At 70.0% G+C, this 13,939-nt stretch carries 13 protein-coding genes; 5 read left to right on the top strand and 8 right to left on the bottom strand.

Annotation, left to right across the window (positions count from 1 at the left end; translation table 11 throughout):
- Nucleotides 1-82: 82 nt before the first annotated feature.
- The 3 genes from ABD188_RS08080 (at nucleotide 83) to ligD (ending at nucleotide 2,825) form a co-directional block, all read left to right on the top strand.
- Nucleotides 83-997, top strand: coding sequence for a Bax inhibitor-1/YccA family protein (locus ABD188_RS08080; RefSeq protein WP_344060256.1), 915 nt, complete (start codon nucleotides 83-85; stop codon nucleotides 995-997).
- A gap of 98 nt (nucleotides 998-1,095) precedes the next feature.
- Nucleotides 1,096-1,434: a helix-turn-helix domain-containing protein gene (locus tag ABD188_RS08075; RefSeq protein WP_344060255.1), complete on the top strand. Its 339-nt coding sequence runs from the start codon at nucleotides 1,096-1,098 to the stop codon at nucleotides 1,432-1,434.
- A 146-nt stretch (nucleotides 1,435-1,580) separates the two neighbouring features.
- The gene (ligD, locus tag ABD188_RS08070) at nucleotides 1,581-2,825 is read left to right on the top strand and encodes a non-homologous end-joining DNA ligase (protein WP_344060254.1); all 1,245 of its coding nucleotides are present in this window, start codon (nucleotides 1,581-1,583) and stop codon (nucleotides 2,823-2,825) included.
- A 138-nt stretch (nucleotides 2,826-2,963) separates the two neighbouring features.
- Here the strand turns inward: ligD and ABD188_RS08065 are convergent, their stop codons facing one another.
- Both ABD188_RS08065 and ABD188_RS08060 read right to left on the bottom strand, forming a co-directional pair.
- Nucleotides 2,964-3,551: a ClpP family protease gene (locus ABD188_RS08065; protein WP_344060252.1), complete on the bottom strand. Its 588-nt coding sequence runs from the start codon at nucleotides 3,549-3,551 to the stop codon at nucleotides 2,964-2,966.
- Nucleotides 3,548-4,192, bottom strand: a complete 645-nt coding sequence (locus tag ABD188_RS08060; protein ID WP_344060250.1) for a ClpP family protease — start codon at nucleotides 4,190-4,192, stop codon at nucleotides 3,548-3,550. The genes ABD188_RS08065 and ABD188_RS08060 overlap by 4 nt, the downstream gene beginning before the upstream one ends.
- A gap of 129 nt (nucleotides 4,193-4,321) precedes the next feature.
- Here ABD188_RS08060 and ABD188_RS08055 point away from each other — a divergent pair, with 129 nt between their 5' ends.
- A complete protein-coding gene (locus ABD188_RS08055) occupies nucleotides 4,322-6,442 on the top strand; it encodes an alpha/beta fold hydrolase (protein WP_344060248.1) in 2,121 nt (706 codons plus the stop codon).
- A gap of 3 nt (nucleotides 6,443-6,445) precedes the next feature.
- On the opposite strand, the gene ABD188_RS08050 is transcribed toward ABD188_RS08055, so the two are convergent.
- From ABD188_RS08050 to ABD188_RS08025, 6 genes are all read right to left on the bottom strand, one after another.
- Nucleotides 6,446-7,840 (bottom strand): glycosyltransferase, encoded by a 1,395-nt coding sequence (locus tag ABD188_RS08050; protein WP_344060246.1) that lies wholly within the window; start codon nucleotides 7,838-7,840, stop codon nucleotides 6,446-6,448.
- A gap of 1 nt (nucleotide 7,841) precedes the next feature.
- Nucleotides 7,842-8,297 (bottom strand): nitroreductase/quinone reductase family protein, encoded by a 456-nt coding sequence (locus ABD188_RS08045; protein ID WP_344060244.1) that lies wholly within the window; start codon nucleotides 8,295-8,297, stop codon nucleotides 7,842-7,844.
- Complete coding sequence (guaA, locus tag ABD188_RS08040; protein WP_344060242.1) at nucleotides 8,294-9,877, bottom strand: glutamine-hydrolyzing GMP synthase; 1,584 nt, start codon at nucleotides 9,875-9,877, stop codon at nucleotides 8,294-8,296. The genes ABD188_RS08045 and guaA overlap by 4 nt, the downstream gene beginning before the upstream one ends.
- Nucleotides 9,874-10,374, bottom strand: a complete 501-nt coding sequence (locus ABD188_RS08035) for a DUF3817 domain-containing protein (protein WP_344060240.1) — start codon at nucleotides 10,372-10,374, stop codon at nucleotides 9,874-9,876. Before ABD188_RS08035 ends, guaA begins: the two co-directional genes overlap by 4 nt.
- A gap of 186 nt (nucleotides 10,375-10,560) precedes the next feature.
- Nucleotides 10,561-11,376 carry an SURF1 family protein gene (locus ABD188_RS08030; RefSeq protein WP_344066967.1) on the bottom strand — a complete coding sequence of 272 codons (816 nt, stop codon included), beginning with the start codon at nucleotides 11,374-11,376 and terminating at the stop codon, nucleotides 10,561-10,563.
- 134 nt (nucleotides 11,377-11,510) lie between these two features.
- A complete protein-coding gene (locus ABD188_RS08025) occupies nucleotides 11,511-12,629 on the bottom strand; it encodes a GuaB3 family IMP dehydrogenase-related protein (RefSeq protein WP_344066964.1) in 1,119 nt (372 codons plus the stop codon).
- Between the two features lie 122 nt (nucleotides 12,630-12,751).
- On the opposite strand from ABD188_RS08025, the gene ABD188_RS08020 reads away from it, so the two are divergent.
- A complete protein-coding gene (locus tag ABD188_RS08020) occupies nucleotides 12,752-13,864 on the top strand; it encodes an FAD-dependent oxidoreductase (protein ID WP_344060238.1) in 1,113 nt (370 codons plus the stop codon).
- The last annotated feature ends 75 nt before the right edge of the window (nucleotides 13,865-13,939 follow it).

The following is a 13,939-nucleotide window of genomic DNA, read 5'->3' as shown; positions in this document are numbered from 1 at the left end:
CTCCCGCGGGGCGCGCTGCGTCGGATATCGTTGTTTCACAGCACAGTGCTGTCGACCCAATCGACCTTGGAGTGTGAGAGCAGTGGCCCTCAACAACCCCGCATTCAACAACCCGGCGTTCCAGGACCCTCGCGCCGTCAACAGCTACCCCGGCGGCTCGCAGGCCGCGAACATCGGCACGCGCACCCAGACCGCCGCCACCCAGCAGGCGGCCGTGGATGCCGCAGCGCAGGCCCAGCTCGAGGGCATGTACGCAGCCCCCGCAGCAGGTGCCGTCGAGACCGACCGGATGACGGTGGAAGACACCGTCTGGAAGACGATGGGGCTCTTCGCCATCCTGGTCGTCACCGCAGCTGTCGGCTGGGTCTGGACCATGTCGACCGTGACGGTCGACAACCCCACGCCAAACCTCGCGCCGTGGCTCATCGGCGGCCTGGGCGGCTTCGTGCTCGCACTCGTCGTCATCTTCACCTCGCGCAAGACGATCCGTCCCCCGCTGATCTTCGCGTACGCCGCGTTCCAGGGGCTGTTCGTCGGCGGCATCTCGGCGTACTTCGAGTTCCTCTTCGAGGGGATCGTCCTGCAGGCATCCCTCGCGACCCTCTCGGTCGTCGGTGTGACCCTCGCCCTCTTCGCAAGTGGCAAGGTGCGCGCCTCGAAGCGCGCGACCAAGATCTTCATGATCGCGATGATCGGGTACCTCGTGTTCTCGCTCGTCAACCTCGTCCTGATGTGGACGGGCGCTCCGATCGCCGGCGGCGCATTCGGCCTGCTCAGCGCTGAAGGACCGTTCGGGATCCCGTGGGGCGTCATCATCGGCGTGTTCGTCGTCATCATGGGGGCCTACTCGCTGGTGCTCGACTTCGACCTGATCCAGCAGGGCGTCCGCAACGGCGCTCCTCGCAAGTTCGGCTGGCTCGGCGGCTTCGGCATCATGGTCACCGTGGTCTGGCTCTACGTCGAGATCCTGCGCATCCTCGCGATCGCACGCAACTAGCGACACCTTCACAGAACGGCCGTCCGGTATCCGGGCGGCCGTTCTGCTTTGAGCGGAATGACTCGGATGCCGCGGCCACCGCGTTCTATCGTGAGCCCATGGCCGAGATCATCCCGCTGCCGACGAAGGCATCACGTCGCCCGCGTCAGCCCGAGCCGCTGTGGCGCGAAGCGCTCGGCGACAGGCTGCGCGGCATCCGTCACGATCGAGGCGAGCGCCTCGCCGACACTGCGGAGCGCGCCGGCGTCTCGCCGCAGTACCTGTCCGAGATCGAGCGAGGTCTCAAGGAGCCGTCGAGCGAGATGATCGCCGCGGTCGCCGGGGCGCTCGAGGTGACGCTCGTCGACCTCACGGCCGCGGTCGTCGACGACCTGCGTGCGGCCACGACCGACCGGCCCGCCGTCGGCTGCCGCGCGGCGTTCGCCCTCGCCGCCTGACCGCTGTTTCACCGGCGTTCCCGTGCTGGCTCGCCGAACGGCCACGTTCGTGACGTCGGCAGCGTGCGGGGTCGGCGAGCCAGCACGGGAACGACGCGGTGGCGCGCCCCTGGCCGAGGTCGCAGGCCGTCGGTAGCGTTGTGCCGGTGAGCCCTTCGAAGAGCGCCGGCGAGATCCTCGAGATCGATGGGCACGAGGTGCGGGTCTCGAGTCCCGACAAGATCGTGTTCCCCGAGCCGGGGCTGACCAAGCTCGACGTCGTGCGCTATTACCTGGCTGTGGCCGATGGTGCACTGCGAGGCGCAGCGGGGCGGCCAATGGTGCTGAAGCGTTTCGTCAAGGGCATCGAGCAGGAGGCGTTCTTCCAGAAGCGGGTGCCTGAGAACCACCCCGACTTCGTCGACACCGCGACGCTGCACTACGCACGTGGCACCTCCGCAGAAGAGGCGGTGATCCGGGATGCCGCGGGCCTCGCATGGGTGGTGAACCTCGGATGCCTCGACCTGAACCCTCACCCGGTGCGGGCCGAAGACCTCGACCACCCCGACGAGCTGCGCGTCGACCTCGACCCGATGCCGGGAGTCGACTGGTCGCAGATCGTCGATGTCGCGATGGTCGCCCGCGAGGTGCTCGACCACGTGGGGCTGGTCGGCTGGCCCAAGACCAGCGGATCCCGCGGCCTGCACATCCTGGTGCGGATCGCGCCGCAGTGGGACTTCACGCAGGTGCGGCTGGCCGCCGAGACCCTGGCCCGCGAAGTCGAGAATCGCGCGCCGGGGCTCGCGACCGCGCGGTGGTGGAAGGAGGAGCGCGGCGAGAGCGTGTTCGTCGACTTCAACCAGAACGCGAAGGATCGCACCGTGGCATCCGCGTATTCGATCCGGCCGCTCGCCGACGCGCGCGTGTCGACTCCGCTCGACTGGGACGAGGTGCGCGTGCGCCGCCCCGAGGAGTTCACCGCGCTCTCGGTGCCTGCGCGCTTCGCCGAGATCGGCGACCCGCACCGCGGGATCGACGACGCCGCCGGCACCCTCGACGGGCTCCTCGCGCTTGCGAAGGAACTCGGCCCGGCCGAGAAGCCGCCACGTGCGTCCGGCGGCGACGGGCGCCGGCAGTCCACGATGCCGCTCATCGAGATCGCCCGCACCAAGACCAAGCCCGAGGCTGTCGATGCCCTCGAGCAGTGGAAGGCGAAGCACCCTGCGGCGGTGGCGCTGCTGCACCCCGCGGACACGCTGATCGACGGCATGCGCGGCTCGAGCTCGATCTGGTACCGCGTCCGGGTGAACCTGCAGCACGTGCCCGAGGATGAGCGCCCGCCGCAGGAGGAGCTCATCGCCGACTACGACCCATGGGCGGGCAAGACCTGGCCGGGCAAGCCCGCCGACTGAACTGTGCTTCGCCCGCGCGGCCCGTTTCGTCTCGCTTCGCTCGCTCAACGACCGCCCGGTCGTCGAGCGAGGAGCGCAGCGACGAGACGAACGCGCCGAACCTCCTTCAAGCGGGGAGCTCAAACGCCCGCGGCGCCCCTACCGCTCCTCCAGCACCCGGTCCACGAGCCCGTACGCGACGGCGTCGGCGGCGGTGAAGACGCGATCGCGGTCCGTGTCGGAACGCAGCCTCGCGGCATCCTGACCCGTGTGCCTTGCGAGGATGGCCTCCACCTCTCCGCGCACGCGCACGAGCTCGTCGGCCTGCAGGATCAGGTCGGGGATGGCGCCCCTCCCCTGCCCCGCGGGCTGATGGAGCACGACCCGCGCATGCGGCAGCACCGCACGTTTGCCCGCCGCCCCCGCGGCGAGCATGACCGCACCGACGCCGACGGCCTGGCCGATGCAGGTCGTCGCGACATCCGGCCGCACATGCTGGATCGTGTCGTAGACGGCGAGCATCGCGCTCGGGTCGCCGCCCTCGCAGTTGATGTACAGCTGGATGTCGCGGTCCTGGCTGTCGGCGTCGAGATGCAGAAGCTGTGCGATCAGCGCGTTGGCGACGCCCGCGTCGATCGCGGTGCCGAGATAGACGACGCGCTCGGCGAGCAGGTGCGAGTAGACGTCCATGATGCGGTCGCCCCGCGGATGCTGCGCGACGACGTTCGGGATCGCATAGCCGCTCACGCCGCCACCGCCGATGCCGTCGCCCCGGGCACAGGCACGCCGAGGCCTGCCGGGCGCCGACGCCTCGGGACGACCTGCGAGAACTGCGAGACGATCCCGTCGATGAACCCGTAGGTCACCGCCTCCGCGGCCGTGTACCACCGGTCATGAAGGGAGTCGTCGAAGATGCGCTCGACCGGCTGTCCGGTGTCGGCGGCGATGAGGCCGAGCACCGTGTCGCGCATGTGCCGCAGGTCGTCGGCCTGCACCTCGACGTCGACCGCCGACCCGCCGATCCCCGCGGATCCCTGATGCATGAGGATCCGTGCGTGGGGCAGCGCCCACCGTTTGCCCGGAGCGCCCGCCGACAGCAGGAACTGCCCGGCACTGCATGCGAGGCCGAGGGCGAGGGTCGCGACATCGTTCGGCACGAGCCGCATGACGTCGCGGATGGCGAGCATCGAGGGCACAGACCCGCCTGGCGAGTGGATCCACAGTGCGATGTCGGATGCCTCATCCTCGGCCGCCAGCGCGAGCAGCTGCGTCACGAGCATCGTGCCGTTGTCGTCATCGAGGGCACCATCGAGCACGAGCACGCGCTGATGCAGCAGCTCGCGTCGTGCCCCCGCGTCGAACATGGTCTGCCTGGCTTCATCTGTCATGCCATCAGCCTGCGCCGGACTGGCGGCGGACGGGACGCGATCCGCTCACGGCGGCGCCGCCGTGGGCGGATCGGCTCCACATGCCTCGTCCTCCTGTCCGCGGGACGGGATGCTCACTAGGGTGACGCTATGGCCCGGCCACGCAATCCGCTGAGGGATGCGCTCAGGAATGCCACTCGCCGGGCATGGCGGCGTGCCGGCGGGCGCGACATCCGGTTGCCCCGTCACCGCCTGCTTCCCGTCGCGGCCGTTCTTCTGGCGTCGGCCGCGGTCGCCGCCCCGCTCGGCGGTGCGACAGGCTCCACCAGCGCCACGGCGGCGGGCGCTCCGACCGTCGTGGTGGGGACCGCCCTGACCGAGGCCAGGTGTCCGGTCGAAGTGCCGCCTGAGCACGCGTCTCGCGTGACGTGCGGCGTGCTCGTGGTACCTGAAAGCCGCGCCCCCGGAAGCGATCCCGAGAAGACCCTCGATCTGCCGGTGGCCGTGATCGCCAGCCGATCCGACGAGCCCGCCGCCGACCCGCTCGTCTTCCCGACCGCGGGAGGCCCGGGCTCGAGCACCTTCGGCGCGCTGTGGTACGCGCTCGACTACGCCGACTGGGCAGCCGACGGTCGCGACATCATCCTGGTGGAGCAGCGCGGCGACGCGCAGGCGGACCCCTCGCTCGACTGCCCCGAGCTCGACACCGAGCACCGGATCGTCGACGGCGTCTGGCTGACGGGCTCCGCCGCCGACGACCTGCGTCGCGAGCTGACGGCGAAGTGCTACGCCCGCCTCGTGGAGGAGGGAAACAACCTCGCCGGGTACACGAGCGCCGAGAGCGCCGCCGACCTCGTCGACCTGCGCAAGGCGCTCGGCTATGACGCGTGGAACCTCTACGGCGTGTCATACGGCTCACGCCTGGCGTTGACGATGATGCGCGACCACCCCGAGGGACTGCGCTCCGTCATCCTCGACGGGACGCTGCCGCTCAACGTGAATCGCCACGAGCTGATGCCCGCCGGGTTCCGGACGGCCCTCGACAACATGCTCGCGGCGTGCGCCGCTGACGCGAATTGCGAAGAGGAGTATCCCGATCTCGAAGCAACGCTGGCACGCCTGCTCGACACCGTCGCCGACAAGCCGCTGTCGGTCACCGTCAAGGATCCATCGGACGGATCGGACGTGCGGCTCGACCTGCACGACACGGATGTCGCTGCCGGCCTGTTCGACGCGCTGTATGACGCGCGGCTCGTGCCGATCCTGCCCTTCGTCATCGACCAGCTGTCGCGAGGGAATCTCGACAGCGCGCTACCGCTGGCGCAGAGCAGTGTCGACTCGGCAGATTACTCGACGGAGGGGCTGTACCTCTCGGTCGAGTGCGCTGAGGAAGCGCCGTTCAACGACCCTGAGGCCATCGCCGCCGCCGGTGAGGACGATCCGATCCTGGAACATTTCGTCGATCCCGGCGGACTGCCCGGTGACTGCGAGGTCTGGGACGTTCCAGCGCTCTCCGCGATCGAGAACCAGGCGGTAGCGAGCCGGATCCCCGCCCTGCTCACCGTCGGCGGGTACGACCCCGTCACACCGCTCGCGTTCAGTGAGAAGGCGGCTGCCGGGCTCGCCTGGCATTACCTCTACGCGTTCCCGACCATGGCCCACGGAGCCGTGTGGCAGAACTGGATCGACGACTGTCCGGCATCCATCGCCCAGCAGTTCTTGAACGATCCCCGCAGCGAACCGGACTCGTCATGCATCGCCGCGATGCCTCCGACGGACTTCCTCACCACCAGCGACATCTATCCGACCTCTGCGATCTACCGGTTCAACACCGACGTGGTGCAGTCGGGAAAGCCGGTGCAGGTCGGCATCCCGTCGATCATCCTGGTCCTGCTGATCGCGACGCTCGTGTACTCCGTCGTCTACGGACTGTCGTGGCTCTTCCGCCGACGCGGCGGGGCGCCGGCAGGCGCGGTGCCGGTCGCGGCGACCGCGGCGGTGCTGTATCTGGCCTACGCCGGAGCCCTGGCGCTCGTGATCGTGAACACCGATCCGCTGATCCTCGGATTCGGGGTGCCTGTGGCCGCCCGCCCGCTCATCATCGCGCTCCTGCTCGCGATCGCGGTCACGATTCTGCTGGTCGTCGTGACCGTGCGGGCATGGGTGGTTGCCGACGGAACGACCTTCCATCGCGTCGCTCTCTCAGTGGCATCGGCGGCATCCGTCGCCATGGCCGTGTGGCTCATCTTCCGCGGGCTGCTGTTCCTCTGACGATCAGGGGTCGGTGCGGCGCGACGGGCGCGCCAGCACGTCGGTGACCGCGGTGGCGAGGGCATCCATCACCCGGTCGGGGCTCACCTCTCGCGCGACCTGCACCGCCTCCTCCGCGAGCTGGGCGCGGACCTCGATCTCGGTGAGCAGGCGCACCAGCATCGCCGCGAGCGTGTCCTCATCGCCGTCCGGGATGAGCCATCCGCCGCCGCGCGCGAGGATCTCGCGCGGACCGTAGGGCACGTCGTAGGCGATGACCGGACAGCCGTGCGCGAGGGCCTCCGCGAGCGCGAGACCCTGGCCTTCGAAGGCCGACGTCGTGAGGAACACGGATGCCTCGTCCAGCACGTGACCCGGATCGTCCGTCCGTCCGCGCAGCACGACATGGGCCCCGAGGCGCCGGCTGTCGATGAGGTCATGGAGCGCATCGTGCTCGGGTCCCTCGCCGTAGATGTCGAGCGTGGCATCCGGCACCTCGCGCACGACCGCCTCGAATGCCCGGACAGCGTGGTCGACGCGCTTGCCCGGCGCGAGGCGATTGAGCATCACGACGCGACCCGGGTCTCGCGCCGACAGCGGGGCGACGGATGCCGCAGCGGGCACCGCGTGCGGAACCACCACGTGCACCGGCGAACCGCCGAAGCGCTGCTCGACATCCGAGCGCTGCATGGTGGTCGGCCACAGCACCGCGTCGAAACGCTCCGCGACGGTGAACCAGCGCGACCACAGCGCGTTGATGGGCCCGTCCGGTTCGTACGGCGGCTCGAGGTGGACGGTGTGGATGGCGTGCACCAGGCGGACGTCGGGGTCATCCCACCCGACGAGCAGCTCACCCAGCTGCCGCGACTCGCAGATCACGACGACCGGGCGGTCGAGATCAGCCCCGCGCAACTGGCCGACGAGGTGCACCAGCCAGGCTCGGTAGAGTGCGCCGAAGCCGTCGATCACACCGACGACCGATCCCGATGCCCCGTAGACGACGATCGGAGCGGTCGTGATGTGCCAGTCCGGGTCGCCCGCGATGACCGGCAGCGCCAGCACGCGGTCACCGTCGGTCGTCTCGATCTCGCGATACGCGAGCGCGGGGTCGGGCTCGCCGGGACGCGCGGCGGATCGCAACCACGGCGCGGCTCCGCCGTGCGGATCGGCCGCTTCATCGAACAGGTTCCGCATGCGCGACGGATCGACGACGAGATCTCGTCCGGCGAATGCCGCTCGGTGCCGCGCGTGGGCCTCCGCCGTGCCGGGGTCGACCGTCAGCAGCAGCGGCCCACGGCCCTCGTGCACGCCTGCGGCCGCCATCTGCCGTGCCCGCGCGAGGGTGGCCAGCGTGTAGCCGCCGTCCATGTCGGGGATGAGGCGGCTGGAAACGATGAGGTACTCGGCGTCGGGAAACATGTCACTGCTCCGATCGGGCATCCGTGATCCGGAACACCGGGAAGTCGGGAGCGATCTCGAGCAGCCGATCGTCCGGCGATGCGGCATCCACGCCCTCGAAGAAGCGGCCCACCTCCCATGCCCAGACTCGGAGGTACTCACGAAGGATCGGCGGCTTTTCGGCATCCGGTATCTCGGTCGCGGTGAACTCCTCGACCCGGCGGCCCTTGCGCAGCCGGCCGCCGCCTGCGACCCGCATGTTGCGCACCCACTGCGTGTGGCCGCGAGGAGCGACGAGATACCGTTCCCCGGCGACCCGCAGCGGATTGACCGGCGTCTCGCGCCATTCGCCACTGGTCCTCCCACGCACCCCGAGCACTCGGCTGCCCGCCAGCGAGATGCCCCGGCGCGTGAACCATCCCACCGCGCCGTTGAACACGGCGTCCGCCCACGTGGGCCGGACGTAGTGCAGGCTCATTCCCATTCGATGGTCCCCGGGGGCTTCGACGTGACGTCGAGCACCACCCGGTTGACCTCGCGGACCTCGTTCGTGATGCGGTTCGAGATGCGGGCGAGCACGTCGTAGGGCAGCCGCGTCCAGTCCGCCGTCATGGCGTCCTCGCTCGACACGGGGCGCAGCACGATCGGATGACCGTAGGTGCGCCCGTCGCCCTGAACACCTACCGACCGGACGTCGGCGAGCAGGACGACGGGGCACTGCCAGATTTCGCCGTCAAGCCCCGCTCGCGTCAGTTCCTCGCGCGCAATGGCGTCGGCGTCACGCAGAATCTCGAGCCGGTCAGCGGTGACCTCACCAACGATCCTGATGCCGAGGCCGGGGCCCGGAAACGGCTGGCGGCCTACGATCTCTTCGGGCAGCCCGAGTTCGCGTCCGATGGCGCGCACTTCGTCCTTGAAGAGGGTGCGCAGCGGCTCGACGAGTTCGAACTGCAGGTCTTCGGGGAGCCCACCCACGTTGTGATGCGACTTGATGTTGGCAGTGCCGGTGCCTCCGCCGGACTCGACGACGTCGGGGTAGAGCGTGCCCTGCACCAGGAAGCGGATGGGCTCGCCATCCGCCGCGGCCTCCGTGACGAGATCGCGCTCGGCGGCCTCGAACGAGCGGATGAACTCGCGGCCGATGATCTTGCGCTTCTGCTCGGGGTCGCTGACGCCCTCGAGCGCATCCAGGAACTGCTCGCGGGCGTCGATCGTCACGAGCCGCACGCCCGTCGAGGCGACATAGTCGTTCTCGACCTGCTCGCGCTCGCCCTTTCGCAGCAGTCCGTGGTCGACGAAGATCGCGGTGAGCTGGTCGCCCACGGCCTCGTGCACGAGCGCGGTGGACACGGCCGAGTCGACGCCGCCCGACAGGGCCGAGATGACGCGGCCGGTGCCGATCTGGGCACGGATGCGCTCGACCTGCTCAGCGATGACGTTGCCACTGTTCCAATCAGCGGCGAGACCGGCCGCCTTGTGGAGGAAGTTCTCGATGACGCGCTGCCCGTAGTCGGTGTGCTTGACCTCCGGATGCCACTGCACGCCGTACATGCGGCGCGCGTCGCTGCCGAAGGCGGCGACCGGCGTCGCGGACGTGGACGCGAGCACGTCGAAGCCCGCAGGGGCCTTCGCGACCTGGTCGCCGTGGCTCATCCATACGTTCTGCGCGGCAGGCTGGCCGCCGAGCAGCACACCGCCGTCGCCCGTGAGCGCGGCATCCGTCGCCCCGTACTCGCGCAGCCCGGTGTTGGCGACCTCGCCGCCCAGTGCCTGGGCCATGACCTGGAAGCCGTAGCAGATCCCCAACGTCGGGACCCCGAGGTCGAAGACGCCCGCATCGAGCGCCGGAGCCCCCGGCTCGTACACGGATGACGGACCGCCCGACAGGATGATGCCCACAGGATCCTTCGCCGCGATGTCGCCCGCCGACGCGGTGTGCGGCACGATCTCGCTGTAGACGCCGGCTTCGCGAACGCGGCGGGCGATCAGCTGGGCATACTGCGCGCCGAAGTCGACGACGAGCACCGGGCGCTGCGACGTTTCCGTTTGCTCCGTCACCGCTGGTTCTCCGTCGGGATCGCGTGCGTGAGAGTCGAGTGCTCAGCACCGCTGTGCAGCTCCGCATCCTCGCGCGCCTGCAGGTACGCCTTCACTTCGCGGGCGACTCGTGCCTCCATGAAGAAGGAGAGGAGCGGGATGATGCCACCCGAGGCGAGCAGCATGAGGCGCCAGAAATTCCAGCGCATCAGGCTCCAGATGCGGAAGCACGAGAACAGGTACACCACGTAGAACCAGCCGTGACCGATCAGGATGCCGAGCGAGAGATTGAAACCGTCGCCGGTCGATTCGCGGCCGGTCGGCCCCTCGATCACCGGTGCGAACCAGAGCAATCCGCCCGATCCGCCGAGGAACAGCTCATAGCCGAGTGCGTACTTCACGACCATCTCGGCGACGAGCAGCAGCAGCATCGTGCCGGTGATGATCGAGCAGACCTGGTAGAACCGCAGAGCTCCGCGGATCGCCGGGAACGAGGCGAGTTTGGGGGCGCGCGGCATTCTCCCATCCTACCCGGGGGGCAGCTGTATCCCGGCGGCGTCACTGCTCGCTCGTGGCGCGATATGGAGTCCCTTCCGCCCGCCGAGACCCGGCCCTGCCACCGACACCCGCCACCCGCGCCGAACCCCGCCGTCCCGCCACCGGGTTTCGGCACCCCAGCCCGGTCTCGGTGCCGACGCCCGGGCTCAGCGGGCTGCCGGGTCGGGGGGCTGCGGTATGGCGGCGGCGTCCTGGAGGTCCTCGACCTCTTTCTCCCAGGCGTCGCGCGCGAGGCGATACCAGAGGTAGAACGCGAAGCCCGCGAAAACGGCCCACTCGATCGCGTAGAAGATGTTGAGCCAGTTGACGCCGGACCCCCCGGCGGGGGCCGGTGACGAGATCGCGGTCAGACCGACCGCAGGCTCGTCCCACACCAGGTACGGACGGTAGACCGAGAGCTGCTCGATGTCGTGCCAGCGTCCGAGCAGCGCCGCCGACGACATCGTGGTCAAGGTGTCTGGCTCTGCTCCCCGCGGTGGAAGCGCCGGACCCTCGTCGGCGATCAGCCGCCCCGTGAGCTCGACCGGGTCGCCCGCGCTCTCGGCGACGAGTGTCTCGAGAGCGGATGCGGCGGCATCGGCCGCATCGCGCGTGGGAGCCCAACCCAGCGCCACCGCGAGCGACACCGGTCCCAGTTGGTCCGGCCCTGCTTCGCCATCGGCGAGACGCAGCTGGCCGGTCACCCAGTAACCCTCGACTCCGTCGTTGAACCGCGAGTCGACGACGACGAAGTCCTCGCCGACCCACCAGCCGCTCACTGCGACCTTCTGGCCCACGAGTGGATCGGGCAGGTACTCGCCCGGCTGTGTGACGTCGGCGATGGGCTGCACCTCCTCACTGGCACCGGGCGGCGTCGGACTGGTCTGGAGCGCACGCCCCAGCTGCCACTGCCCGAGCCACGCGAACACGCCCGCGACGACGAGGCAGAGCAGGAGCATGCCGATCCACCACGGGCGCAGCATGACCTCGCGCAGCGTGGGAGGAAACACCTCGGGCACGGGGCCAGGCGGAACGGATCGGTCATCAGCCGACGGCGACTCGGACCGTGTCCTCTCGATTCGGTCGTTCACCGACCGGTTCTCGTCCTCAGGAGGTCTCATCTGGCGCTGTAGGGCGCCACGACGACCTCGACCCGCTGGAACTCCTTGAGGTCGGAGTACCCGGTCGTGGCCATCGACTTGCGGAGCGCCCCGATGAGGTTCGCGGTGCCGTCCGCGACCGGCGCCGGGCCGTAGAGCACCTCTTCGAGGTTGGCGACCTGGTCGACCCGCACACGGCGCCCGCGCGGGAGCTTCGAGTGATGCGACTCCGGTCCCCAGTGGTAGCCGAGGCCGGGCGCGTCTGTGGCGCGCGCGAGCGCGACGCCGAGCATCACGGCATCCGCACCCATCGCGAGCGCCTTGACGATGTCGCCCGAGGTGCCCACGCCGCCGTCGGCGATCACGTGGACATAGCGTCCGCCCGACTCGTCGAGGTAATCGCGGCGCGCGCCCGCGACATCCGCGACCGCCGTCGCCATGGGCGCGTGCAGGCCCAGGGTGGCGCGAGTCGTCGAGGCTGCTCCGCCGCCGAACCCGACGAGCACTCCCGCAGCGCCGGTGCGCATCAGGTGGAGTGCGGCGGTGTAGGTGGCGGCACCGCCGACGATCACGGGCACGTCGAGGTCGTAGATGAACTTCTTGAGGTTCAGCGGCTGCTCGACCGACGACACGTGCTCGGCCGATACGGTGGTGCCGCGGATCACGAAGAGGTCGACGCCCGCCGCCACGACGGTCTCGTACAGCTCCTGCGTGCGCTGCGGGGTGAGGGCCCCCGCCACGGTGACTCCTGCCGCGCGGATCTCGGCGAGGCGATCGCGCACCAGCTCGGGCTTGATCGGCTCCGAGTAGAGCTCCTGCATGCGGCGGGTCGCCGCGGTCTTCTCGAGCGACGCGATCTCGGCGAGCAGCGGCTCGGGATCGTCGTAGCGGGTCCAGACGCCCTCGAGGTCGAGCACTCCGAGCCCGCCGAGCTGGCCCAGCATGATCGCGGTGCGGGGGCTGACCACCGAATCCATCGGGGCCCCGAGTACAGGGATGGAGAACTGGAAGGCGTCGATCGACCAGGCTGTCGAGACATCCTCGGGATTGCGCGTGCGCCGCGACGGAACGACCGCGATGTCGTCGAACGTATATGCACGCCGCGCGCGCTTGGCGCGCCCGATCTCGATCTCCATGCTCACGGGTTCAGCCTACCTGCGCGCGTTCTCGGGGCGGGATGCCGCATCTCGCGGCCTCGCGACGCCCGCGGGCCGCGCGGACCGCACGTCGGGGCTCGCGACCCTGCGAAGATCGATGGATGACCGACTACGTGCCCGTGATCGTGATCGGCGGCGGGGTGATGGGGCTCTCGACCGCCTGGGCGCTGGGGAGTCGCGGTGCGAATCCGCTCGTGCTCGAACGGTTCGCGCGGGGCCACACTCAGGGCGCCTCGCACGGCGCGACGCGCAACTTCAACAACGCGTATGCCGATGCGCACTACCTCGACCTGCTGGCGCGGGCACGCGAAGGGTGGGACGCGCTCGGCACGCCTGGCGGTGAGCCGCTCCTTCGCCTGCACGGCCTGGTCTCGCACGGCGCCGGCGCGGCCCTCGGCGGCACCGGCGGCGGACTCGTCGCGATCCACGAACAGCTGCGTGCACGGGGCCTCCCGGCCGAGCTTCTCGACGGCGCGGAGGCGACACGGCGCTGGTCGGGCATGCGATTCGACGGCACCGTGCTGTACTCGCCGGATGCCGGAGTCGCCCGAGCGTCGGCGGCGTTGGAAGAGCTTGAACGGCGCATCCTGCGGGACGGCGGCGAGGTTCGCTGGCAGACCCCGGCGCTGCGAATCGAGGAAGACGCCGATGGCGTGACTGTGCACACCGCCGAGGGCGCCGTGCGCGCCGACATCGTCGTCGTGACCGCCGGCGCGTGGACCAGCCCGGTGCTCGGTGGCCGCATCCCGCTCCCCGCTCTCTCGATCACCGAAGAGAGCCCCGCGCACTTCGCGCCGCGCGACCCCGCCGACGCGTGGCCCTCGTTCAACCACTTCGTCGCGCCCGGGAGCTGGCCGGCGAACGTGTACGGCATGCCAACGCCGGGAGAGGGCGTGAAAGTCGGGTTCCATCACGTCGGGGACGAGGTGGACCCGGATGCGCGCCCGTTCCGCACGGACAAGCATGCCGAGCAGCTCGCCGAATACGTGCGCGAGTGGATGCCGGGGCTCGATGCGTCGACCGCCGTGCCGATCAGCTGCACCTACACGTCGACTCCGGACGAGGCGTTCGTCCTCGACCGTGTCGGCCGGATCGTCGTCGGTGCCGGCTTCTCGGGTCAGGGCTTCAAGTTCGCGCCCGGAGTCGGAGCCGTGCTCGCCGATCTGGCCCTCGACCCCGAGGCACGCGCAGCGGAGGCATTCCGCCTGCGCTGACCGGGCGCGTCGGTCCCTGGCCTGTCGACGGGCCGGTCCGACTGCGGACGCTTCGACAGGCTCAGCGACCGCTGG

The sequence above is a fragment of the Microbacterium pumilum genome (assembly GCF_039530225.1).
Taxonomy (GTDB): domain Bacteria; phylum Actinomycetota; class Actinomycetes; order Actinomycetales; family Microbacteriaceae; genus Microbacterium; species Microbacterium pumilum.
The sequence above is the reverse complement of the archived record's forward strand: the minus strand, read 5'-3'. Positions and strand labels throughout refer to the sequence as shown.